The following is a 23824-nucleotide window of genomic DNA, read 5'->3' as shown; positions in this document are numbered from 1 at the left end:
AAAAACGCATCCTTTGTTCCATCGCAATGGGAGCGGCCACCATAAGCGCTCAAAAAGCCAGCAACAAAACCCTAAGCTACTGCCCACAACTCAAAATATTCTTCCAGGCCAATTCCAAATTGGTGGCTGCGGCGTATAATAGCCAGCCTATGGCTAAGAAGAATGCAAAAAAATCCGCAAACGCTCCGGCAACCATTGCCCGGAACAAGCGTGCGACCTTTGAATATCGCTTCGATGAAAAATTCGAGGCTGGTCTGTCCCTGATGGGATGGGAGGTCAAATCCATCCGCGCCGGCAAGGTGAATCTGTCGGAAAGCTTTGTCATGCTGAAAAATGGTGAAGCCTTCCTGCACAACTGTAATATCACCCCACTCAGCGCGGCATCGACTCATGTGGTCTGCGACCCGACCCGCATGCGTAAACTGCTGCTCAATCGCCGTGAGCTGGACCGTCTGGCCGGCCTGGTTGAAAGACAGGGTTACGCCATAGTGCCCATCTCCATGTACTGGCGCAAAGGTGCCTGGGTCAAGGTTGAGATAGGTTTGGGTAAAGGTAAGAAAGCCCACGATAAGCGCGACGATATTAAACAACGTGACTGGGCTATCGAGAAAGCCCGGGTCATGAAAAGCAAGTAACTGATATTTTGCCGTTATTTCGCACGCAAATTGTGCGGATAACCAGCAAGTGATTGTCCTTTGCCAATTAAAGCCTTGGTAAGTCGGCGGTAAAGGGGTTACAATCAAAACATCACGGGGGCGATTCTGGATTCGACGGGATTCGCGAAACTCCGGGAGCATGCCGAGGGGCGGTTGGCCTCGTAAAAAGCCGCACAGTTATAGTTGCAAACGACGATAACTACGCTCTAGCAGCCTAAGGCCGCTAGCCATCTACCACAGGTCTCGCACATGGGCAGTGGATTTGATGGTCACCTTACATAGTGCTAGCGAGGGAACCTTGTCTGGGGGTGAACCGCGAAACAGTACCAGGCTCACCGTTTGGAATCCTGTCTTTCGGAGTTCAACCGGTTAAACAAAAGAGAGACTAAGCATGTAGCGCCTTGAGCGTAGGTTTTTCGGACGCGGGTTCAAGTCCCGCCGCCTCCACCAAATAAAACAAAGGGTTAGCAGAAATGCTAACCCTTTTTCTTGTCACCCCAAAACCACCTCCTATGGAGGTGGTGATCGTCAAGTCGGGGCTCAGCCCGAAGAGTGCCCATGCTGCATATTGACTCGGTTTGTTACCAGCAAATCAAGGAGTAAGCAGTATGAGCCGATATGAAAGTGCATCGCACGTCTTCTATCGCTGTCAGTATCACATTGTATGGAAGCCAAAGTATAGACACAGGATCTTGAAGGGCCGAGTTGGGCAGGAGGTTTGTCGGAGTATTTATATCTATAGTGGCATGAAGAGGTGTCGGATAGTAGAGCTAAATGTCCAGATAGACCATGTTCACTTACTGGTGAGACTTCCGCCAAGCTTGAGTGTCTTCAGTGGGAGCAAACGAAGAGATCATTCGTCGATATGTAAGGTATCAACAGAAAGTAGAGGCAGAGGAATCAAACGGTCAGATCAAGCTTGGTTTGGATGGGTGATTCTTTTAGCCCCCTTCTAGGGGGCTGTTCAAAGCCACCTGCTATGCAGGTGGATTTTTTACTTGCCGATTTAGTAAAAATGGTAGCAAAGTGGCAGCAGAGAAATCACCATTGTCATTTTCCCAATCTTCTCTAATAAATTAATTCGGGGCATTAATATCGGCGGGATGACCATTCCTCTGCAGGTTAACTACTGCCCAGTTGAGAGCCTCACACCAACAAATGGCCCTAGTGGCAGGATAGATAATGGTGGGAATAAGTTACTCCTGTTCAAACCGGGGATAGGTTTAACTTACTGTCCGGAATTAGTTGACAGCTACAACCGCTTCCAGCTCACGGTTTGGCAGTACTCCCGAAGGTCTGTGACCTTGGCAGTTCAATTTCCAAGTAACAAAAAAGGGCCATCCTTACGGATAGCCCTCAGGGGTTAATTGGCAGATAAGCTTACTTATAAAAAGCTTCGACTGTGCCTTTGATGGTCACCAGCAGGGGCTGGCCGCGGCGGTCGAGCGCTTTGTGAGAGGCGACTTTAATCCAGCCTTCGCTGATGCAGTATTCTTCCACGTCATTGCGCTCTTTGCCATTGATGCGAATACCCACATCGAACTCAAACACTTCGGCCACATGGTGTGGGCTGCGTGGGTTGATAGAAAGGCGATCCGGCAGAGCGGGTGGTACTTTGGTATCGGTCATAATCTTCATCTTGGGTAAATAAAACTCGCGATATTGTAGGCAATCCCCCAATCTGGCTCAATAGCGGCGAATGGCTTTATCCACACGGTTTATGCCCTTTTTATAAATCCAATCAGCCAATTTGGTTGTTTGGCCATGGGCTAAACTTTATCTGACTCGATTGCACGCTAGTTGATATGTGAATCAATAGAGTCTCGTTCCAAACAATTAACGGCGTATGCGACGAGCCGGCAGCTGAAGTTGTTCTAATGGCCGAACAGCTCATCCCCAAATCCAATAGAAATAGTACTTGGGAAAGCCCCAAGAAAAATCGGCACAAAGCCAAAGCCTGCGCCAATTTCATGGGGTGGATTATCCCCTTATCTTACTTGTTTACATCAGCCGTCAACGATTACTGCAAATCGAACCTATCCAGCTCCATCACCTTGGTCCAGGCTCTGGCAAAGTCCTCAACAAAGCGGGTCTTGCCATCGTCTGCGGCATACACTTCAGCGACGGCTCTGAGTTCTGAATGGGAACCAAACACCAAGTCGACCGGCGTAGCCGTCCATTTGAGTTTGCCGGACTGACGATCAAGGCCCTGATAGAGACCTGGCTCCTTGCCCTTTTCCCAACGAGTGGACATATCCAGCAGGTTAACGAAGAAGTCGTTGCTGAGCTTGCCAGGGCTTTGGGTGAACACCCCATGCTTGCTGCCGCCGCTGTTGGCATTCAGCACTCTGAGACCGCCGACCAGTACTGTCATTTCAGGAACCGTCAGGTTAAGGAAGTTCGCCTTTTCAATCAGAGCTTCGGCCGGTGATGCAGGGCTTTGATCACTGAAATAGTTTCTGAAGCCATCGGCCTTGGGCTCAAGCACGGCAAAGGAGTTCACATCGGTTTGGGCCTGAGTCGCGTCCATCCGCCCGGGATGGAAGGCAACATTGACTTTAACCCCGGCATCGGCCGCGGCTTTTTCTATGGCTGCACTGCCGCCCAAGACAATGAGATCGGCCAGCGACACCTTTTTACCGCCCTCGGCTTTCTTGTTGAAATTATTTTGGATTTTCTCAAGTTTACCAATGACTTTCGCCAATGCCTTGGGATCATTTGCCGCCCAATCGCTCTGGGGCTTCAGAGCGATTCTGGCACCATTGGCACCGCCACGCATATCTGTGCCACGGAAAGATGACGCCGCGGCCCAGGCCGTTTTCACCAGCTCAGGCACGCTGAGGCCTGAATCCAAAATGGCCGCTTTCAGCTGTTTGGTATCGGCCGCGTCGATCAAAACATGATCGACGGCTGGGATAGGGTCTTGCCAGATCAGATCTTCAGAAGGCGCATCTTTGCCCAGGTAGCGGGTTTTCGGCCCCATATCTCTGTGGGTCAACTTGAACCAGGCCTTGGCGAAGGCCAGCTCAAACTCGGCCGGGTTGTTGAGGAAACGGGTCGTGATCTCGCGGTAAATCGGGTCTTCCTTCAGCGCGATATCACTGGTGAACATGATGGGAGCATGACGCTTGTCGGGGATATGGGCGTCAGGCACCAAATTGGCAGCCTTGCCATCGGCAGGGATCCACTGAATGTGGCCGGCCGGACTCTTGGTTTGTACCCAATCGAAGGTGTAGAGCCAGGTTAAGTATTCCATGGTCCACTTGGTGGGGTTGGAAGACCAGGCACCTTCAAGGCCGCTGGAAACCGTATCTTCCGAGTGACCTTTACCACAGCGGTTTTTCCAGCCAAGACCCTGCTGCTCTATTCCGGCGGCAGCGGGTTCTGCGCCGACACACTTGGCTGGATCATGGGCGCCGTGAGCCTTACCGAAGGTATGACCACCGGCGATCAGCGCCACGGTTTCTTCATCATTCATGGCCATACGGCCAAAGGTATCGCGGATCTCCTGGGCGGATGCCAAGGGATCGGGCACGCCGTTGGGCCCCTCAGGGTTCACATAGATGAGCCCCATCTGGGTGGCTCCCAAGGGTTTGGCCAACTCACCCTTTTCATTGCGGCGTTTATTGTCGAGCCACTGTTTTTCGGCGCCCCAGTTAACCTTTTCGGCTTCCCAGTCATCAGTGCGGCCACCGGCAAACCCGAAGGTTTTAAAACCCATGGACTCCAGGGATACGTTACCCGCCAGTACCATGAGATCGGCCCAGGAGATCTGGCTGCCATACTTTTGTTTAATTGGCCAAAGTAGGCGGCGAGCCTTGTCGAGACTGACGTTATCGGGCCAACTGTTGAGAGGTTCAAAACGTTGCTGGCCACCACTGGCACCACCGCGACCGTCAAAGATGCGATAAACACCGGCACTGTGCCAGGCCATACGGATAAAGAAAGGGCCATAGTGACCATAATCGGCGGGCCACCAATCCTGGGAAGTGGTCAACGTAGTTTTGATGTCGGCTTTGACGGCGTCCAAATCCAAAGAGGAAAAGGCCTTGGCATAATCATAATCGGCGCCGTAGGGATTGGATTCAGCGCCGTGCTGGCGCAGTGGCGATAGATCCAGTTGCTGCGGCCACCAGTAGGCGTTGGTTGTTGCGGCCTGAGGCTGAGCTGCAGCCGATTGCGACTGCGCCGCTTGGGTGGCGGCTGCGCCAAAAACCATGGCAACAGACAGCGCCACCGCGGTCAGAGATGGGATACTTGATTTCATGTTGGAAGTCCTCTTCCTTGGTGAAGGGCGTGGGATAAGCCACTTTCCCGATTCAAGTGCCGAGAATGCCGGCGCCTTTGGTTAGCGCGCCTTAACAAACGGGCACAGTTAAACAGCGGCGAATACGGCCTGCCGCTGTTCACTCCAAGGTAGTGAGGAAACTTATTCGCGACTAACGATTAAATCAGATTGTCGTAATCTAAAAAGAAGTATTAACTAATTTAGAGAATGGTATTCTGTAGTTACCCAACTATCTCCGGTACATTCCTAACCCGGTGAGATTGACGCCATTTCAGCCATCTCAAAAACACAAACCTGCTATTAAGCCATTCTGCTTAACCATTCTCTAAGCCAAAGATTGGAAGTCAGTAACTACTATCAAGTATTCGTGTTTAAACCCACTTTTGAGCGCAAAAGGGCTTAGCCTGTCTGTCTTTGGCAGAGAGTAATGGCTCACCCTGTGCGATATTCAGCGGCCAGTCTATCGCTAAGTCAGCATCGTTCCAGACAATGGCACCTTCATCGCCGGGCTGATAATAATCGCTGCACTTGTATATCACCTCGGCCGGGCCCTTGGTCACATAAAAACCATGGGCAAACCCTGGTGGGATCCACAGCTGACAGCGGTTCTGTGCCGATAAATACAAACCGTGCCACTTTCCAAAAGTGGGAGATTGGGGACGAATGTCGACGGCGACATCGTAGATCTCACCGCTGATAACCCGAATCAACTTACCCTGGGGATATTGGCGCTGAAAATGAAGCCCCCTAAGCACTCCCGCGCCAGAGCAACTGTGATTTTCCTGCACTAAAGTGACAGCAGCCTGACCGGAATCCATCAAGGCTTTTTCAAAACCGGAGGCTCGAAAGCACTCCATAAAATAACCCCGGGTATCGCTGAAGATCTCGGGCGTAAACAATATCAGGCCGGATAAAGGGAGAGATTGAGCTTTCATCAAGAGACACAAAAAACGGTAATTGGAGGGATTGTAGCAGGAGTCGCAGTCATAGGACGATAGCCTTTCCATTGCATTGCGTAAACAAGCCGGTTACGTGACTGAATATGCTCTGAACCGTAACCCAGATGGTGTGACAAAAGCCTTACTACCGCCAAAAAGGCTGTGCTAGCCTGAAGGCCAACTTAGGTAACTTAAGGGAATAAACCATGAACAAGTCCACTATTTTTGCGTTATTGATGACGAGTGGTATGGCGCTTGGCTTGGCGGCTTGCCAAGACCAGGAGACACAATCTCCGGCCACTAACGGCCAAACAGAAACGGCTACAGCCCCCGCTGAGCAAACAGCGCAAGTACCAATGGGTGATACCAGCCAAAATGCGCTGGATTGGGAAGGAAGTTATAAAGGGCTGCTGCCCTGTGCAGATTGCTCAGGAATAGAAACCACACTGACGCTCAAGGGAGACAACAGCTATCGCCTGCAGCAAGTGTATCAAGGTAAGGACGAAAGCATATTCAGCGAAAGCGGCAAGTTCACCTGGGATGCCAGCGGCGGCAAAATCACCCTGGAGGATGGCAGTAAATATCTGGTAGGGGAAAATCAGCTGTTTATGCTGGATAGAGAAGGCAACCGCATCACCGGCAGCCTGGCAGATAACTACAGGTTGAGTAAAGAGAACTAATCAGCCAAGCCGTTTTCTGGCACCGGAAATAAGAAGAGCGCCCACAAGGCGCTCTTCTTATTCTCAGTAAATCGGCTCACGGTTTGCTTTGAGTCAGTTTACAGGCTTTCCCGCATAATATCGCTAAGGCCAGCAGCAAACGCCTTTCCAAGCTTGGGATCACGTAGCCCATACTCAACAAAGGCTTTCATATAACCAAGTTTGTCACCACAATCGTGGGACTTACCACTCATATGGAAGGCTTCTACCTGCTCCTGGGCGAGCAACATATCAATGGCGTCGGTCAACTGAATTTCACCTCCGGCACCAGCGGGAGTCTTGGCCAGCAATGGCCAGATGTTTTTGGAGAGCACATAACGGCCTACCACAGCCAAATTGGAAGGGGCCTCATCAACAGCGGGCTTTTCGACCATCCGCAGAATGGCTTTGGAATCACCGGGAGATAACTCTGCACCATTACAATCTGCAATGCCGTACTTATCTACATCTTGAGCCGGCACAGGAGCTACCATTATTTGACTCGCTTGGTGCTGCTCAAAATGCGCTTTCATCGCCGCCAGGTTTTCTGTTGTTTGATCTGCCGTATATTCATCCAAAATCACATCTGGAAGCACCACTGCAAACGGATTATCCCCAATAACAGGCTTGGCACAAAGCACTGCATGACCAAGCCCTTTAGCCTCACCTTGGCGCACATGCATTATCGTGACTCCTTTGGGGCAAATGCTCTGAACCTCATCAAGCAGTTGGCGTTTTACCCTTTTCTCGAGTTGTGCTTCCAACTCGTAAGATGTGTCGAAGTGGTTTTCAATCGAATTCTTACTGGCGTGAGTCACCAAAACTATCTCTTTAAAGCCAGCCCTGGCACACTCGTTTACTATGTACTGTATTAGCGGTTTATCAACCAGAGGTAACATCTCTTTGGGAATCGCCTTGGTGGCGGGTAACATCCGGGTTCCCAATCCGGCAACAGGAATCACTGCTTTCATATTCTACTTTTTGTAATAACACTTGAACCAATCAGCAAAAGCCTTCACCCCTTCACTGATCCCAACTTGTGGTTTGTAAGCCACAGCTTTAAATAAATCTTCTGTATCTGCCCAAGTGGCCTGGACATCACCATCTTGCATAGGCAGCATAATTTTTTCAGCCTTTTGCCCGAGCGCTGCTTCAAGCTCGCTGATAAAGTCCAATAAACGAACCGGGCTGCCATTGCCTATGTTGTACACGCGATATGGAGCACTGCTTGTTGCCGGAGTGCCCTGCTCTACCGTCCAATCACTTTGTGCCTTTGGCACTTTATCGGCCACTCTGATAATGCCTTCGACAATATCATCAATAAAGGTGAAGTCACGGCTCATATCCCCCTGATTAAACACCTTGATTGGCCTGCCAGAGGTAATGGCATCGGCAAACAGCATAGGTGCCATATCCGGGCGCCCCCATGGGCCATAGACGGTGAAAAACCTCAGTCCCGTTGTTGGCAATCCATATAGGTGCGCATAGCTATGAGCCATCATCTCATTGGCTTTTTTGGTCGCCGCATAAAAAGAAACTGGATGATCAACCGAATCCGTTGTCGCAAACGGCATCTTCTTGTTGAGGCCATAAACAGAGCTGGAAGAGGCGTACACCAAATGCTCTATGCCATGATGACGACACCCTTCCAACACAGTAAGAGTGCCGGCAAGATTACTGTCTGCATAAGCATATGGATTTTCAATCGAATAACGGACGCCGGCTTGGGCACCCAAGTGGATAACCCGCTTGAAACCACCTTTGGCAAAGAGTTCAGCCATGGCTTCCCTGTCGGCAAGATCAAGCTTTTGGAATTGGAAATGGTTAAAGTCAACCAGCTTTTGCAATCTGGCCTGTTTTAAACTGACATCGTAGTAATCATTGAGATTGTCGATACCAACAACTTCGAACCCCGCTTCACACAAACGTTCGCAAACTCGGGCACCGATAAAACCAGCTGCGCCGGTCACCAGATATTTCATTTTGTTGGTCTCATTCAACTTGCAGCCCTTCTGCGGCGTATTCAATCATTGCCAAACAGGTCCCGGGTATAGACTTTATCGGCTACATCTTTTAGCTCATCGACCATGCGATTGGAAATAATCACATCAGAGATCTGTTTAAACTCAGTAAAGTCGCTTATCACCCGTGAGCGGAAAAACTCATTCTCCTCAAGTACCGGCTCGTAAACCACCACTTCTATCCCTTTGGCCTTGATCCGCTTCATCACGCCTTGCACTGCAGAAGCGCGGAAGTTATCTGAGCCTGACTTCATTATCAACCGATATACGCCAACCAATTTGGGCTTTCTGGCAATAATAGAGTCCGCAATAAAGTCCTTACGAGTTCTATTGGCATCCACTATGGCCGCAATCAGATTGTTGGGAACCTGGTTGTAATTGGCAAGCAGTTGCTTGGTATCTTTCGGTAAACAGTAGCCACCATAACCGAATGATGGGTTGTTATAGTGACTCCCAATCCTGGGGTCCAAACACACACCATCGATTATCTGGCGGGTATCCAGCCCATGGGTTTCAGCGTAAGTATCCAGCTCATTAAAATAAGCCACACGCATGGCCAAGTATGTGTTGGCAAAAAGCTTAATGGCTTCGGCTTCTGTGCTGCCGGTAAAAAGTACCGGGATATCAGGCTTTAGCGCGGCTTCCGCTAGCAGATGAGCAAAGCGCTCTGCCCGCTCAGAACGTTCGCCGACAATGATCCTCGAAGGATAGAGGTTATCGTATAAGGCTTTGCCTTCTCTCAAAAACTCAGGTGAGAATATGATATTGGTCGAGTTGTACTTCTCACGTAATGCTCTGGTGAAACCAACTGGCACAGTTGATTTAATTACAATGCAAGCATAGGGATTTACGGCGACAATGTCCCGCGTCACCTCATCGACGGTACTGGTATCAAAGTAGTTAGTCTTGGGGTCATAATCAGTCGGTGTTGCAATGATGACATAATCTGCACCGCGATAGACTTCTTTGTCCGTTGTGGCAGTTAACTGCAACTTATTGCTCACCAAGTGCTGTTCAATAAGCTCATCGGCGATGGGCGAGCGCCCGGCATTGACCATTGCCCCCCTCTCCGAGGAGACATCCAAAGCCCACACCTGGTTATGTTGTGCCAACAACACAGCATTTGACAAGCCCACATAACCCGTACCAACAACCACTATCTTCATTTTATTCCCCAATGGCTTATGCTGTACGCTAACTTAGCACAGGAGAAAAACTACCGATACAAGACAGAATTCATAAATCGAGTAAAGAGCAAAGATAGGCTGCATATTCATTGCTTCCCATAGATATCGCGTGTTGCCTGAGTTGTTCTTTGGATATCCAATGCTGTCGCAAGGCTATTTCCTCAACACAAGCAATCTTTACTTGCTGCAATGTTTGAATACTCTGAACAAAACATGCAGCCTGGTGGAGCGACTCTACGGTACCGGTATCAAGCCAAGCAAACCCTCGACCCAAGCACTCAACATCCAGGACGTTTTCCATCAAGTAATGATTGATAAGGTCTACTATTTCGAGCTCGCCTCGCGCAGAAGGTTGCAAGCTCTTGGCAATGTCTGATGCTCTTCCATCTAAAAAATACAAACCTGTCTGCGCCCAATTAGATTTAGGCTTCAAAGGTTTTTCTTCAATCGATAGAGGCTTTCCAGAATCATCAAATGTAATGACCCCAAAGCGCTGAGGATTTTTCACTTGGCAAGCAAAAACAGTTGCGCCTTTATCTCGGGCACGTTTAGTCATTACATTATTTAACTGACCGGTGAACCCTTGGCCGTAAAAGATATTGTCGCCAAGGATTAGGCAACAAGGTTGCTGCTTCAAAAAATCATCGGCCAAAATCAGCGCTTGAGCAATCCCTTGGGGCTCATGCTGAACCAAGTACTCAAGTCTAATCCCATAAGCACTGCCATCACCAAGTAAACGCTCAAATGCGGTCCGATCCTGAGGAGTGGTTATGATGAGAACTTCACGAATACCCGCCAACATAAGAACCGATAAAGGATAATAAATCATCGGCTTATCAAATACGGGCAGTAGCTGCTTGGATATCCCACGAGTAGTAGGAAACAAACGGCTACCTGTACCGCCAGCTAATACAATACCTTTCATGGCTACCTTTTATCTGCTGAAACCGTTCCAGCACACTCGTTACGGTCACAATATTACTGTCCACCACTTTTACGACGATTGATATACCAAGCAACTGTTTTACGTAGACCTGATTCAAAAGACTCATAAGGTTGCCAACCTAATTCAGTTTGAATCTTGTTGGCGTCTATAGCGTAGCGCATATCATGACCAGGCCTATCCGCAACATAACTAATCAACTGCTCATATTGTGTCAAACCTTTGGGCTTGTTAGGGGCAAACTCTTCCAAAAGAGTACAGATAGCCCTCACAACATCAATATTTCGCCTCTCACTCTGCCCCCCTATGTTATAGGTTTCACCTATACGCCCTTGAGTTAGAACGCTATACAATGCTCGTACATGATCTTCAACATAAAGCCAATCTCTTACTTGCTCCCCTCTTCCATATATTGGCAAAGGATTACCTTCCAGCGCACAGGATATCATCCGTGGAATTAACTTTTCTGAGTGTTGATAAGGGCCATAGTTATTTGAACAATTGCTGATAACTACAGGTAAGCCGTAGGTTTTATACCACGCACGCACCAAATGATCACTGGAAGCTTTGGATGCAGAATATGGGCTGCTGGGCGCATATCGATTGTTTTCAGTAAATGGTGAATCTAACAAATCTAGCTCACCATAAACTTCATCTGTGGAAACATGAAGAAAACGAAAGTTAGCCTTTTGAACACCACAAAGACCTTGCCAATAGCTACGAGCGGCTTCTAATAAAGTGTAAGTGCCCACTATATTGGTCTGAATGAAAGCAGCTGGGCCATCGATTGAACGGTCGACATGGCTTTCCGCAGCTAGATGGACTACAACATCCGGTTTATGCTCCTCAAACACTCTATCTAATTCCGCTCGGTCACAAACGTCAACTTGCTCAAAAGCGTATCTTTTATCTTTCTCTACACTAACAAGAGACTCTAGATTACCTGCATAAGTTAACTTGTCGACATTAATCACACTATCTTGAGTATTGTTGATAATATAACGAACAACCGTAGAGCCAATGAATCCTGCTCCACCTGTGACTAAAATCTTCATTTTTCACTACCAATATTGATGAATTTGGTCATGCTATATGACTATTTCTGAGTGGTATATTCTAAGAATATTTCATTACACTTCGCTGAATCTCACCTGCTGAAAACGAAAATGCCCACTGTAGAAACGAAAGTGGACATCTATTAGCAGTAAGGTAAAGACCAACAACAGCTTAGTTTGATGGTGCTTCATTAATGGTAGACTTAATAATTGATGATTCTCCAGGGGAGACATCTACTACACCACAATCGGTAATACCATACTTATTCACCTCATCTTTAGGCACTGGATCCACTATGATTTGGCTAGCTTGAGCCACTTTATAGTGTTTGATCATAGCCGCGAAGTTTTCGGAGCTTTGATCGGCGCTATACTCTTCCAAAATCACATCAGGTAACACAACTGCGAAAGGGCTGTTGCCTATGCAAGGTTTACACAAAGCACAGCATGACCAAGCCCCTTAGCCTCCCCTGACATACATGCATAATAGTAACGTCTTTAGGACAGATTGATTGAACTTCATCAAGCAACTGACGCTTTACACGCTTTTCAAGCGTCAACTCGAGCTCATATGAAGTATCAAAGTGGTTTTCGATAGCATTTTTTACTGGCATAAGTCACCAGCACAATCTCTTTAACATCTGCTCCGGCACCTTCATTCACTATTTATTGAATAAGCTATTTATCAACAAGCGGCAACATCTCTTTCGTGATTGCATTGGTAGCCGGAAGTATACGGGCATCTACTCCCGCTATGGGAATAACAGAGTTTTTAAAAATTTGCGCTAAATAAAAAACCTTTAGAAGGATCTACGAAATAGAGAGTAAGTTAAGCTTTTCGAAGCCAAGTCAGTATTTGCCAAACATGAGCCAAAGCCCAGTTATAAGTCGTAAAAATAGCTAAAAAAGCAACAAACATAATCCATTCCGGCACTTCTAACCATTCGCCAGCGATACCAATGGTGGCTAGGACTATAGACACTATGGTTATGCGAACCAAGGTTTGCTTACGACTATAGCCCGCTCTTTCAAATATATGGTGAAGATGATCACGGTCAGGCTTAAAAGGTGACATTCCTTTCTTTACTCGGCGGTACATGATAGCAGCCATGTCCATTAACGGAATACCAATCAAATACAACGCGGTAACAGGTGCAAATACTTGAACCTCTGCTTCAACACCCAACACTAGTAGCCATACTACAGTTAACCCGATAAGCATGCTCCCAGCATCGCCCATAAAGATTTTTTGGACTGTCTCAAAAGGCCATCTCAAATTGAATATCAAGTAGCCAATTATTGCTCCTATAAAAAGTAGAGGGAGAATAAACCAGTGATTACCAGATATGTAAAACAATAATGCTAGAGATGTAAAAGTAACAAGACTCAACATACCAGCTAAACCATCAATACCATCAACCATGTTAAAGGCATTAATAGCACCAATAACTGCCAGTATTGTAACAAGAACACCTAGATAACCTAGCTTAAGCTCAAAAAAGTATGTAATGTTACCTAAAGATTTAAGATAGAAGCCTGCACCAAATATAAGTATCGAAGCAGTGATCACTTGTGCCACAATCCTGACTCGGACAGACAAATCATATTTATCATCCAACACCCCCAAAAATAATATAAGTGCGGCAGAAATCAAATAAAGATTGAAAATCTGACTCTGTTCAAAAATAATACTGGAAACAAGAAAAACACTACAATATATGGATACACCACCGATTAGTGGTATTGCACCAACATGTGTTTTTCTTTCGTTAGGCAAATCTACTAGACCAATTTTGCGCGCAACTGGTTGAAACAACTTAATTACAATACACGTTAAGCAAAAAACCGTAACAAACGGTATAAAGTATTCCATAATACTCATTTCCTTAAGCTATATAGATGATAAGGAAACCATAAAGCTTCCTATCACACTATTACTTTACAATACAACCAAGTATAAAAAGTAATAAACTTCAAATATAAACTGAAATTGAAATCAGTTGTTCTCGATATGGTTTTGCAATCTTTAAAGCATCGATGTATGGAGGCAGAAATACGCAAAACATTGCACTTGGAAAAATAATACAAAGCAAAATGTGCCGAGCACCATCGACATAAATTAAAAAATAATATTAACGGAGTCATAATAGCCACCATCCTAAAATCAATAGCAATTATACTGTAGAAAACACCATTCCTTGGCAAATATGATGTAAATCTTTCCTGTATGAATCAGTCAAAAATAGCACAATCAAACATTACTTAACATAAGACCTACAATATTAAATAACGTGTATTCAGACTAAAAGTCGTAATAAAATCATTGAACATTCAGTTATCACATTTGGACATTCAAAATGAAAATATAAAAGAATGTGTTATTAACCCCTATAAAAAAATCACCTTTTTAACAGTCTCTTCGCAGTAATAAATAGACTTAACTATAAAGAGAGTCACTAGTCTGAGCCGAACAAATCCCGAGTATAGACTTTATCAACCACATCATTGAGCTCCTTAACCATACGATTAGCTACTATCACGTCGCAGCTATACTTAAACTCAGTTAAATTCTTTATCACCTTAGAATGAAAGAACTCTAATTCATCCAAAACAGGCTCATAAACAATCACTTCTACACCTTTAGCCTTCAAACGCTTCATAATCCCCTGAATACTTGATGCTCGAAAGTTATCAGAACCAGATTTCATAATTAATCGATAAATTCCAACGACCTTTGGATCCTTCTTTAAGATAGAATCTGCGATGAAATCCTTACGAGTACGATTTGCATCAACAATAGCTGCTATGATGTTATTGGGGACATTCTGATAATTAGCTAATAATTGCTTAGTATCTTTAGGTAAACAATAACCACCATAACCGAAAGATGGATTATTATAGTGAGCACCAATTCGAGGATCTAAACCAACTCCTTCAATGATTTGGCGAGAGTCTAATCCATGAGCCTCAGCGTATGAGTCTAACTCATTGAAATAGGCTACCCGCATAGCAAGATATGTATTAGAGAACAACTTCACTGCTTCAGCTTCGGTTGATCCCGTGAAAAGTACTGGAACATCTTGCTTTTCAGCTCCTTCGACCAACAAGTCAGCAAATATTTTAGCCCGTTCAGAGCATTCACCAACAATAATTCGTGATGGATTCAGGTTATCAAATAAGGCCTTGCCTTCGCGTAGAAACTCTGGCGAGAAAATAATATTATCACAATTTAAGTCCCGTCTGATACGCTCAGTATAGCCCACAGGCACAGTAGATTTAATCACCATCACCGCACTGGGATTAATAACCATTACATCTTTAATAACTGCCTCGACAGAGGAAGTGTTGAAATAATTGGATTGAACGTCATAATCCGTCGGCGTAGCAATCACTACATAATCAGCATTTTTATAAGCCTCTTGTTTATCCAAGGTCGCCGTGAAGTTAATTTCCTTGTTAGACAAAAAATATTCGATATCAGTATCTACTATTGGGCAACGTTTATTATTAAGCATCACAACCTTCTCAGGAATGATATCAATGGCAACAACCTGGTTATGCTGTGCTAACAACATGGCATTCGAGAGACCCACGTAACCCGTTCCCGCAATGGCTATCTTCATGTAAATATCCAGTTCAAACTATACGATTAAAAAAATAGAAACGTTTCAAAATTAAAACAAACAAGAAAGAAGTAAAGAAAACAAGAAGAGTTATCACGGGAATACCAACAATTCCGTACTCCCCGAAAACCCGACTAAGAATGTCATACTTTTTCAATAAATAAACAAAAAAACTTAAAAATATAGGGTGCACCAAGTAAATTCCAAACGTCGCATCAGATACCACACGATTATAGCCCCCAAATATAATTAAACTATACTTTTTAGCTAAAAGAAAAACAGCTAACGACATGGGAACAACAGTCAAACTCAATCCATTATAAAAATAAGAAAGATTTAAGAAATAGGCTCCAAGCATTGTAAAAAAGACAGAGGTAATATAAACAAGAAGCCACCACCTGACATTTACATCAAAATTGTATAATCGTAAAAAACCACCTAAAACAAAGAAAGGGATATAAATAAGGAACTTAACAAATATAGGTATCAAATCATCCCCACCCCTTACATGAATGAAAAGAGTGTAAAGAATGGATATAGAGAACATACCTAAAACCAATGAAGTAACACTTTGCTTGCTTGAGTATTTAAATATACGAGCTAAATGAGGTGCAAAAAAATACATAAAGAAAATAGCATACAAAAACCACATATGATAGTACGGAATACCAAATACTACACTTGAAAAAAGAGTTTGGTAATCTATTACTGCTACACCTTGAATAAAGCGCAAGTTACAAAATCTAAATAATAGATAAAAAAAACTCCAAAAGAGCAAAGGATAAAATACTCTAGTCAATCTTTTTTTATAAAATTTAAAATCACTGTCGTAATCCTTTGATAACAACAGATAACCACTCAACATAAAGAATACAGGCACCGCCCATCTCACTGATGAGTCGAAAAAATTTGCAAGCCACCAATACAATGAACCTGCAACATTTTCATCAATCGCAACGGCAGAAACATGTATGAGGATTACCGCAAAAATTGATAATATTCTCGAATTATTAATCCAAACCACAATTAGCCTCCGCGAGCATTATCATAATTGACTGATAAAATCGGATATCTCATCAAATTTAAAAAAATTTTCTTTGGCAAACTTATTAGGTTTAAATTCTTTCAAACAATTGTACAAATCGGATAAATCATCCAGACACCAACATACCAACGCATAATTATTACTTTCCATATAGCTAGATATATCAGATTGATGCTTATCTACACGCTCTAAGTTTGGAACTATAATAAACCTCTTTCCCAACTCCAATAACTTGAATATTGAACCTGCACCAGCATGAGTAATAACTAAATCCGATTTCAAATAAACATCATCTATTAAATTGGAATACTCAAAAAAAGTCCCTGATGATGGTTTAAAAATCCCGTTCGATATCTGAAAAGTAAAACAATCTTCTTCGTTTTTTTTTGCAATATCATTTGCAGTGATAATAAGACTATCAAAGCATGTAGTACCAACAGTGACAAGACAATTCATAAAACCCCCGAATAAACAGCGTTCGGATATAACGTTAATAATGATCGATGCTGCACATAGAACTTATCAGCAATAAAATACATCAACTTACCTGTAAATGATCTGGTGGTAAATCTAGACCAAGTTTCGACATGAATAATTTTCGCACCGAAAACCTTAAAAAAAAGAGCAGATATTAACGAAATACCTGGCCCTGTAGAAATGACAGCTACTACTTTATATGACTTTCTAATTTCCAATAGTGACTTTAGTATTTCAATGGGCCCTTTATTGAAAAGCCAGTCTGAGTGCCTACTCTTCGAACGAAATTCACCACTAACAAAGTGTTTAGACGACCAACTTGGGTGCAATTTTGAGTCAGACAAACTTAAGAATATTTTATCGCCTACTTTATCGAAAATAAATGGTGCCAATCTATTCATTTGAGCGGCATGACCACCTTCACCATATACGAATAAAATACAACTACCTTTCAAATACATCAATTAAGTCCCTATTTACTATTTCTGAAGAATACTTATCAATTACCTTTTTAGAGTTTAACATTCTCAAATCAGCTTTTACACCAGGACTCATCGAAAGAAGATATTGAATTTCATTTGCAATATGCCGTTCATCACACTTTTTAATATAACGTGTGTAAATATCAAAGTCTCTTAACTCCAAAAAAGTTGGAATAGAAGAAAGCACAGTAAGGGTTCCACAGCACATTGCTTCTAAAGGAACCAAACCTAAACTCTCAGAATCCGAAGGATAAACAAGAATATCTATAGAACTGTACCATTCAGCCAATTCAATATGATTCTTAAAAGGAAGAATGATTACTCTGTTTGAAAGCCCCAAACTATCAATGACACTAACTAAATTCGACTTCTCGCTTCCATCACCAACGATTTCAAGCTTTACACTTTCATCCAAATACAATAAAGAAGAAATTATTTTGTCAACATTCTTCATCCTCAATAATCTTCCAGCATAACCAATAATTTTTTCGCGATGAGTTATATCGTTTCTAATCCTAAAGTTTCTTTCATCAACACCACCAGAAGGATAAACGAGATAACAAGCATTATCTAAATTGAACCTGCTAACAACCTCTCTTGCAAAAGAATTAGATGGGAAAACTATTTCTTTTGACATATTCAAAACAGACTGAGCAATCAACGTTTTTAAGTAAAAAAATAACTTATTTCGCCCCTTATGATAAACTACATCACCTCCATGCACGTGGGATATAAGCGAAAACTTAAAACCAAATAATTTTAAAATTAAAAACGGTATACCGCAATGAGAAACATAATGAATATATATGTATTCATACTTAGTAAACATACATCTAATTATAATGGAGAAGTAAAAAGTAAGATATGATAGCAATTTTAAAACAACATTCCTCCTGAGTTTATCAATAACAATTTTATCTACACTAATTCCAGCAGATTCTAGTGATACGACTGCATTATAGACGAATATTCCATAATTAGGGTTAGATTGACTGGGATACATATTGCTTACAATTAATATTCTCTTCAACTTTCTTACTCCGGAGAAAACATAACACAGTTACCATCCAAAACCCTAAGTAGAATAGTGACTGAGAAAAACCATAATTAGTTACCATTAAAAAAATTAATAATATTATAAAAACTAATCTACTCGAGAATCCAGCCAGCAACTTTGAAATAGCATAAAAATACAGGATACAAAAAAAACCCTGCTCCACAACTAAATGAGACAATGCACTGTCACTATAATCTAAATATAAGTCAAAATTCTGTAATAATGGATTTATACGCGAAGAGAAATCCCCCCAAACTCCAAAACCATATCCCATTGGTGAGCTTATAAATAACTTTATCGCCAGATACCAGCCCCAGAGACGCCCTTCTATTAGAGATGGCTTTACTTGAGAGGAACTTGCTAGCAAATCAATAAAGTGTAAGTAACTTTGAAATTTATCTGTCACGCCATAAATATTAAAATTAAATAAAACAAAACTCATAAAAATACAAAACAAACCAACAGGAACTAATCTGCGAAAGTTAACTTTCCTTAAAAAGATAAACAAAAGCAAACAAAGCATGGCTGCTTTTGATGTGGATAAAATCACCACTAGGAATGATAAGTAGCAAAGCGATTTTACAATTTTAAACTGCTGATTTCTGATCAGCTCTAGATATGAAACGGAATAAACATAACAGAAAAAGCCAAAAACACCAATTATATTGGCATTTGCAGTCAAACCTGTAGGCCTATCTCTAGACACATAATGACTCAAGTCGTGAAAAACACCGAAATATTTGACAACCCCAACACCAAATATATGCTGCAAAATAAGTGCAACTGCATTCATTGATAAAAACAAAAAAAGCAACCTATTAATATACCTACCATTGTCGCGTTTAAATAACAATAACAAAGGCACAAAGTAAAAAGGTGTCATCAGCTTATAGAGCTCGTACATCACAGAAGGTATATAAATAATACTTTGATAGTTTACAATTGAATTAACTATTACTAGAAAAATCATTGCAAGTAGAATTAAAAAAATTTTTAAATAACAAAGTTTAACTCGGCAACTTCTAAACTGATTACTTGCTACATATATAAATGTATATAATGAGAAACATAGAATCAGTACATTCTCAATATACTGAAGAAAAGGAAAAACTCCTCTTATAATATAAGAAAAAAGAATAAGAAAGAGAAATAACTTTATTATAAGCATTCAATTTACTCGCAATATTTCTTTTTTAGAGGCATATAGCAGAACCAATATACCAGCAATAGAGAAGTTATATTAGAAATAATAACAACGTAAGGCACATATTGTATCCCGTAAGGAGCGATGATATATAATGCACATAAGTGAATAACACTAGCAACTACAGTACAAAATGCCAATGACTTTGTTTTTAAAAAATATAAAACCACTGTTGACAACAGCAAGTAAACTATCTGCAATGAATTGCCAAAAAACAATATTGGAAAAAAATAAGAAGTTTCTTTGAAATCATTTCCGAATAAAAAAACATATATGTCGCTAGGTATTTTAGTAGATATGAAGCTAACTAAAACGCAAGCAATGATAATATAAGGTAGTAAATTACCTATTTTAAAAAAAACAAATTTTGGTCTATTTTTCAAATTCGAATATATCACTGGATACAAAGCCATATTTATGGCTGTAAATACCACTGGCAATATACTTACTAACTGTGCAGATAGCGAATAAACACCAAGTTCTTCAACTGTAAAAAACTTATAAACCACCACTCTATCCAATTGATTTCTGATAAAAAAGCTCAACTTATGCAAAAGCATGGGTGAACCAATAATTAAGAACATGGATAAGTAAATATTAATCCGCTTATAAAAGGATCTTCCAGACCAAAGGCTATCAAACTCTTTCACTATAAAGTAAAGGACAATAATTACATAGGAAATAAAAACTGCTAAAGCCCTAGATTGATAATTTTGCAAGTAAATTTCAAATAACACCAATGTTAATATAGTCGATAATAGCGCATTTAATATCTGCGAGGTTAAATAGTCACTTGATTTAGTTAAACTCTGAAATCTAATCAAAAATATATTATTTATAACAAAAACTAATGCACATATGAAAGAAAATACAAAGAGTTCTCCTCCCCAGTAATATATGGGGGCTATCAGTAAAGTTGAAATTACAAAATATATAATAATTAAAAAAGCAGTAAACTCATTAAAAATAAACTTGCCATACCTAAAAACCACTCGCGTCAATAATGTATCACCACCGACAGTGATTAAAACGATAAAGAGGTTGAAGTATACTTGGAATAAACTAAGCTCTCCATAACCTGATGCCCCCAATTTAGATGTAAAATACGGAATTAATAAAAATGGTAAAGCTTTAGTTATTATCTCCGCCACCAAATACTTTATAGTATGTTCACGCATTTGCTAGACCAATTTTCTAGAAAAAGATACAACAAGGCAATAACTCCCACAAGTCCAATGAAGTATACTTATATTTAAATAGCAGCCTAATGGATTGATTCTTTTATTCTCTTTACAAGGGGATCAGATTCGAACTCATATGAGTTTAGAAGGCAAAATATATCACTCCAGAGTTTCTTCGCTCTAATATCGAAATCATCTACTGGTAATATATCTTCAAAAGGTACAGCACTTGAATAAATTCTAGATGCAATTTCCAAGTATAATAAACAACTTGCGCTTATCATTTTTTCAGAGTCGACACTCTCAATATTTTTCATGGTTGAGATATGATTTATATAATTCTCTTTATTAGTGAATTGCTTCGTGATGCCAAACCCTCCATAATAGCCGGAAGCACAAGTGTATGATGGAACGCCAAAGCTCACAGCCTCTAAGGCTATGGTACCTTGACATGTAATAACCAAATCAGCGACAAACGGCACACTATTGGTATTAAAATCATCAGGTACAATGTAAACATTTGTTATTTTATTTTTCTTTAGAATAGACTCTACAACGCCATCCTCTCCCCAACAATATGATGTTGGATGGGGTTTTATAAATATATTGAAGTTGTTGTTTCTAGAAATAGACTCTAAAGTAGCTACCAACCAATCATAGTAGTCAGAAAAAATCATCTCTGTACCTACATGCGGCGAATCACTAAACGCATGCGGCATAATGAAGCATAACTTCTTCTTATTATTGATACTAAAAAAATCGAGAAGCATCTCTTTTGTGTATGTTTTTTTACCAACAAATGCCGTGAGTACATCTATATCCATATCATTTGCAGCTCCGGAAAATCGATCATTAATATATTTACGAGACTCGGAAATATGTCTTTTATCTTTAATACAGGAACTAAAATCATCTACAGATGGTTTCATTATATGTTCCTCTATATCAATATCCTTCTTATAGTTTTTAAAAAGATTCATATCTTTTAAGATGACATCACATCCCTTAAACTTTGCAACCTTACACAAAATACCATACTGAACGTATGTTTTATGGCTAGTAATAAGATATCTATAATCGCCTAACGACAACACTCTGTCATAATAGAAGTAAAAGCAGAATGACTTAAATACTAGGAAAAAATCTCTAGTCACAGCTAATTTTTCAACGGTATAAACCTTTTCATTCTCCCTTATTATTGAGTCATAAATAAGATCCCCAATACATACACCTTTAACTTTGACATTTAGAATATCATCCTTATTTTTCACGCTTAAGAACAGGTTTATTGTTTTTGCCAATGACAAAAGTATTACAATTGGATTCAAGAATGCATTTTCTAAAGAGAAAAATCTTTTGGCACCTAGAGTACGATAAAAAAAATAATTTCGATCGCTAGGCAAAAAAGAATGTTTAAGAATCACATCAAATCCATCAAATCCATGTAACTTCAAAGCGGCAGCAATAATAATCTTTTCCACATTATTTTTTGGGGTCCGCAACATCCCTTCAATCAGGACTTTAGAGTGGCCATTTGCTTCAAGAGAGGCAAGTTTAGATTTCAACAAGGTAGTTGTAGCTCTCTCACTAGCCTCAGTAACTCGAGGTAGCACCCTCAGCTTTAACAACCCAATTAATCTATTAAAAATAAACATTCAATTAGCACCAATTTCTTTTACTACTTTAGCAGGATTACCAATGGCTACAGAAAAATCAGGAACCGACTTAGTAACAATACTTCCAGCTCCTATAACAGCATTTCGACCTATTGTTACCCCGGGTAAAACTATTGTATTTGCTCCAATCCAAGCTCCAGATCTTACAATTATATCTTCTGACGGATAATAACCTTGTTCAATAAGGGGAACATCGCGCCTTTCGAACTTATGATTATTAACATAAAAATGAACACCAGCTCCCATCATGACGTTATCTTCAAATACTATCGATGCATATTCGTCAGCAAAAATCATTGTAGAAGGTCGAATAATGACATTTCTTCCTATCGAAATATTTGAACAATGTATTGCATATGCTCCTGGCCTAAAATCAGCACCATCACCAAAATATTTGAATTTGCTTTTACACAATTTCAACATTGAAGATTTAAAATGGAGTCGCCAATGATTAAATGGCATATCAGGTCCAATGCGATCAGCACTTTTACCATATGATATCTTCTTGAAAATCTCTTTTAATAACATTACAACTACTTCCATCTGGCCAGGTTTTCACCACTATTTAACATATAGCTGCGTGCATTTGGTAACCCATTACCTATAAAGTTAAATAAGTTAGCAGTGGCTACACCAGACACTCCCTCAATAGATAAACCTGAACTTAAATGGGTTTCATTCCCCGCGCCACCCATTATAACAAAGGGCATATTTACCGACTTAGCATACTTTTCAATATTCTCAATATCATAGCCAAAACCAGTTCCATCTCTATCTATAGAATTAAAGATAACCTCACCAACGCCTAATTCTTCCAAATGTAGTAAGTAATCATCTATACTGGTAGAAATTGCAGTTGTACCATTATGAATATACACAACTACTTTACCATCTATTACCTTGTAATCTACTGACGCTACAAGGCTTTGAGAACCATACCTTTCAACTATTTCTTTCGCTAGAATAGGATCGCTAAAAAGAGGAGTATTTAGAATAACTTTATCTGCGCCACTCCCAAACAAAAGTTCAGCATCTTCTAACTTTCTAATGCCACCACCCGCTGCGACGGGTATAAATACATCTTCTACTAAACTACTAACTACTGCAGAAAACTTTTCTATGTTTCTGCATTCTCTGCTAGCATCAACTACAATCAACTCATCTAATGAGAATGAAATGTCCTGAAATCTATAATTCCTTTCTAGCCAATTGATATCACCAACACGCTGCAAACGAAAATTGCGACTTTGCATAAAGCCGCCACTGTTGTATATCAGTCCAAAAATGAGTCTT

20 protein-coding genes, 1 other RNA gene and 3 pseudogenes are annotated in these 23824 nt (G+C 41.4%); 4 read left to right on the top strand and 20 right to left on the bottom strand.

Going from position 1 to position 23824, the window contains the following annotated elements:
• The first annotated feature begins 149 nt into the window (after window positions 1-149).
• The 3 genes and pseudogenes from smpB (at window position 150) to tnpA (ending at window position 1592) form a co-directional block, all read left to right on the top strand.
• Window positions 150-635, top strand: a complete 486-nt coding sequence (smpB, locus tag N512_RS0101540; protein WP_025009743.1) for an SsrA-binding protein SmpB — start codon at window positions 150-152, stop codon at window positions 633-635.
• A 116-nt stretch (window positions 636-751) separates the two neighbouring features.
• Window positions 752-1106: a transfer-messenger RNA gene (gene ssrA, locus N512_RS23920) on the top strand.
• A gap of 158 nt (window positions 1107-1264) precedes the next feature.
• Window positions 1265-1592: pseudogene (gene tnpA / locus N512_RS23915) on the top strand (IS200/IS605 family transposase).
• Between the two features lie 444 nt (window positions 1593-2036).
• Here tnpA and N512_RS0101535 read toward each other — a convergent pair.
• The 3 genes from N512_RS0101535 to rfbC all read right to left on the bottom strand — a co-directional run bounded on the left by N512_RS0101535 (window position 2037) and on the right by rfbC (window position 5879).
• Window positions 2037-2285 carry a DUF3297 family protein gene (locus tag N512_RS0101535; protein ID WP_028779176.1) on the bottom strand — a complete coding sequence of 83 codons (249 nt, stop codon included), beginning with the start codon at window positions 2283-2285 and terminating at the stop codon, window positions 2037-2039.
• Window positions 2286-2676: 391 nt separating this feature from the next.
• Window positions 2677-4923: a catalase/peroxidase HPI gene (katG, locus tag N512_RS0101530; protein ID WP_028779175.1), complete on the bottom strand. Its 2247-nt coding sequence runs from the start codon at window positions 4921-4923 to the stop codon at window positions 2677-2679.
• Between the two features lie 392 nt (window positions 4924-5315).
• The gene (rfbC, locus tag N512_RS0101525) at window positions 5316-5879 is read right to left on the bottom strand and encodes a dTDP-4-dehydrorhamnose 3,5-epimerase (RefSeq protein WP_025011887.1); all 564 of its coding nucleotides are present in this window, start codon (window positions 5877-5879) and stop codon (window positions 5316-5318) included.
• A 209-nt stretch (window positions 5880-6088) separates the two neighbouring features.
• On the opposite strand from rfbC, the gene N512_RS0101520 reads away from it, so the two are divergent.
• On the top strand, window positions 6089-6562 hold the full coding sequence (locus N512_RS0101520; RefSeq protein WP_028779174.1) for a copper resistance protein NlpE: 474 nt from the start codon (window positions 6089-6091) through the stop codon (window positions 6560-6562).
• A 98-nt stretch (window positions 6563-6660) separates the two neighbouring features.
• Here N512_RS0101520 and galU read toward each other — a convergent pair whose 3' ends face one another.
• From galU to N512_RS0101435, 17 genes and pseudogenes are all read right to left on the bottom strand, one after another.
• Window positions 6661-7551 (bottom strand): UTP--glucose-1-phosphate uridylyltransferase GalU, encoded by an 891-nt coding sequence (gene galU, locus N512_RS0101515; protein WP_028779173.1) that lies wholly within the window; start codon window positions 7549-7551, stop codon window positions 6661-6663.
• Window positions 7552-7554: 3 nt separating this feature from the next.
• A complete protein-coding gene (locus N512_RS0101510; protein WP_028779172.1) occupies window positions 7555-8562 on the bottom strand; it encodes an NAD-dependent epimerase in 1008 nt (335 codons plus the stop codon).
• Window positions 8563-8603: 41 nt separating this feature from the next.
• Window positions 8604-9767: a nucleotide sugar dehydrogenase gene (locus N512_RS0101505; RefSeq protein ID WP_028779171.1), complete on the bottom strand. Its 1164-nt coding sequence runs from the start codon at window positions 9765-9767 to the stop codon at window positions 8604-8606.
• 70 nt (window positions 9768-9837) lie between these two features.
• Window positions 9838-10713, bottom strand: a complete 876-nt coding sequence (rfbA, locus tag N512_RS0101500; RefSeq protein ID WP_028779170.1) for a glucose-1-phosphate thymidylyltransferase RfbA — start codon at window positions 10711-10713, stop codon at window positions 9838-9840.
• Window positions 10714-10758: 45 nt separating this feature from the next.
• Window positions 10759-11786, bottom strand: a pseudogene (gene rfbB, locus N512_RS21950) (dTDP-glucose 4,6-dehydratase).
• 175 nt (window positions 11787-11961) lie between these two features.
• Window positions 11962-12566, bottom strand: a pseudogene (locus tag N512_RS24585) (sugar phosphate nucleotidyltransferase); the annotation flags it as partial.
• Window positions 12567-12615: 49 nt separating this feature from the next.
• Window positions 12616-13659 carry a UDP-N-acetylglucosamine--undecaprenyl-phosphate N-acetylglucosaminephosphotransferase gene (gene wecA, locus N512_RS0101480; protein ID WP_028779168.1) on the bottom strand — a complete coding sequence of 348 codons (1044 nt, stop codon included), beginning with the start codon at window positions 13657-13659 and terminating at the stop codon, window positions 12616-12618.
• Window positions 13660-14242: 583 nt separating this feature from the next.
• On the bottom strand, window positions 14243-15409 hold the full coding sequence (locus N512_RS0101475; RefSeq protein ID WP_028779167.1) for a nucleotide sugar dehydrogenase: 1167 nt from the start codon (window positions 15407-15409) through the stop codon (window positions 14243-14245).
• A 13-nt stretch (window positions 15410-15422) separates the two neighbouring features.
• Entirely contained in the window at window positions 15423-16433 is a 1011-nt protein-coding gene (locus tag N512_RS0101470; protein ID WP_028779166.1) for an acyltransferase, read from the bottom strand.
• A gap of 21 nt (window positions 16434-16454) precedes the next feature.
• Entirely contained in the window at window positions 16455-16910 is a 456-nt protein-coding gene (gene pssE, locus N512_RS0101465; protein WP_028779165.1) for a PssE/Cps14G family polysaccharide biosynthesis glycosyltransferase, read from the bottom strand.
• Window positions 16907-17392 (bottom strand): PssD/Cps14F family polysaccharide biosynthesis glycosyltransferase, encoded by a 486-nt coding sequence (pssD, locus tag N512_RS23905; protein WP_081737051.1) that lies wholly within the window; start codon window positions 17390-17392, stop codon window positions 16907-16909. The genes pssE and pssD overlap by 4 nt, the downstream gene beginning before the upstream one ends.
• A complete protein-coding gene (locus N512_RS0101460; RefSeq protein ID WP_028779164.1) occupies window positions 17376-18443 on the bottom strand; it encodes a glycosyltransferase family 4 protein in 1068 nt (355 codons plus the stop codon). Before N512_RS0101460 ends, pssD begins: the two co-directional genes overlap by 17 nt.
• Window positions 18397-19353, bottom strand: coding sequence for a hypothetical protein (locus tag N512_RS0101455; RefSeq protein ID WP_156029017.1), 957 nt, complete (start codon window positions 19351-19353; stop codon window positions 18397-18399). The genes N512_RS0101460 and N512_RS0101455 overlap by 47 nt, the downstream gene beginning before the upstream one ends.
• A 290-nt stretch (window positions 19354-19643) precedes the next feature.
• Window positions 19644-20852 carry an oligosaccharide flippase family protein gene (locus tag N512_RS0101450; protein ID WP_028779162.1) on the bottom strand — a complete coding sequence of 403 codons (1209 nt, stop codon included), beginning with the start codon at window positions 20850-20852 and terminating at the stop codon, window positions 19644-19646.
• An 86-nt stretch (window positions 20853-20938) separates the two neighbouring features.
• Window positions 20939-22510, bottom strand: coding sequence for a capsular polysaccharide export protein, LipB/KpsS family (locus N512_RS0101445; RefSeq protein ID WP_028779161.1), 1572 nt, complete (start codon window positions 22508-22510; stop codon window positions 20939-20941).
• Complete coding sequence (locus tag N512_RS0101440; protein WP_231473478.1) at window positions 22511-23074, bottom strand: acyltransferase; 564 nt, start codon at window positions 23072-23074, stop codon at window positions 22511-22513.
• A complete protein-coding gene (locus N512_RS0101435) occupies window positions 23065-23784 on the bottom strand; it encodes a HisA/HisF-related TIM barrel protein (protein WP_231473476.1) in 720 nt (239 codons plus the stop codon). Before N512_RS0101435 ends, N512_RS0101440 begins: the two co-directional genes overlap by 10 nt.
• Window positions 23785-23824: the final 40 nt, after the last annotated feature.

It is taken from the genome of Shewanella sp. 38A_GOM-205m (assembly GCF_000518445.1).
In the GTDB taxonomy this organism is placed as follows: Bacteria; Pseudomonadota; Gammaproteobacteria; order Enterobacterales; family Shewanellaceae; genus Shewanella; species Shewanella algae.
Note: the sequence above shows the minus strand (reverse complement) of the source record. Positions and strands in the feature narration are given on the sequence as shown.

Bases quoted from the DNA above. Each gene is read 5' to 3' on its own strand.
- smpB (WP_025009743.1), top strand. From the start codon at position 150: ATGGCTAAGAAGAATGCAAAAAAATCCGCAAACGCTCCGGCAACCATT.
- N512_RS0101535 (WP_028779176.1), bottom strand. From the start codon at position 2,285: ATGACCGATACCAAAGTACCACCCGCTCTGCCGGATCGCCTTTCTATC.
- katG (WP_028779175.1), bottom strand. From the start codon at position 4,923: ATGAAATCAAGTATCCCATCTCTGACCGCGGTGGCGCTGTCTGTTGCC.
- rfbC (WP_025011887.1), bottom strand. From the start codon at position 5,879: ATGAAAGCTCAATCTCTCCCTTTATCCGGCCTGATATTGTTTACGCCC.
- N512_RS0101520 (WP_028779174.1), top strand. From the start codon at position 6,089: ATGAACAAGTCCACTATTTTTGCGTTATTGATGACGAGTGGTATGGCG.
- galU (WP_028779173.1), bottom strand. From the start codon at position 7,551: ATGAAAGCAGTGATTCCTGTTGCCGGATTGGGAACCCGGATGTTACCC.
- N512_RS0101510 (WP_028779172.1), bottom strand. From the start codon at position 8,562: ATGAAATATCTGGTGACCGGCGCAGCTGGTTTTATCGGTGCCCGAGTT.
- N512_RS0101505 (WP_028779171.1), bottom strand. From the start codon at position 9,767: ATGAAGATAGTGGTTGTTGGTACGGGTTATGTGGGCTTGTCAAATGCT.
- rfbA (WP_028779170.1), bottom strand. From the start codon at position 10,713: ATGAAAGGTATTGTATTAGCTGGCGGTACAGGTAGCCGTTTGTTTCCT.
- wecA (WP_028779168.1), bottom strand. From the start codon at position 13,659: ATGGAATACTTTATACCGTTTGTTACGGTTTTTTGCTTAACGTGTATT.
- N512_RS0101475 (WP_028779167.1), bottom strand. From the start codon at position 15,409: ATGAAGATAGCCATTGCGGGAACGGGTTACGTGGGTCTCTCGAATGCC.
- pssE (WP_028779165.1), bottom strand. From the start codon at position 16,910: ATGAATTGTCTTGTCACTGTTGGTACTACATGCTTTGATAGTCTTATT.
- pssD (WP_081737051.1), bottom strand. From the start codon at position 17,392: ATGTATTTGAAAGGTAGTTGTATTTTATTCGTATATGGTGAAGGTGGT.
- N512_RS0101455 (WP_156029017.1), bottom strand. From the start codon at position 19,353: ATGACACCTTTTTACTTTGTGCCTTTGTTATTGTTATTTAAACGCGAC.
- N512_RS0101450 (WP_028779162.1), bottom strand. From the start codon at position 20,852: ATGCGTGAACATACTATAAAGTATTTGGTGGCGGAGATAATAACTAAA.
- N512_RS0101445 (WP_028779161.1), bottom strand. From the start codon at position 22,510: ATGTTTATTTTTAATAGATTAATTGGGTTGTTAAAGCTGAGGGTGCTA.
- N512_RS0101440 (WP_231473478.1), bottom strand. From the start codon at position 23,074: ATGGAAGTAGTTGTAATGTTATTAAAAGAGATTTTCAAGAAGATATCA.
- N512_RS0101435 (WP_231473476.1), bottom strand. From the start codon at position 23,784: ATGCAAAGTCGCAATTTTCGTTTGCAGCGTGTTGGTGATATCAATTGG.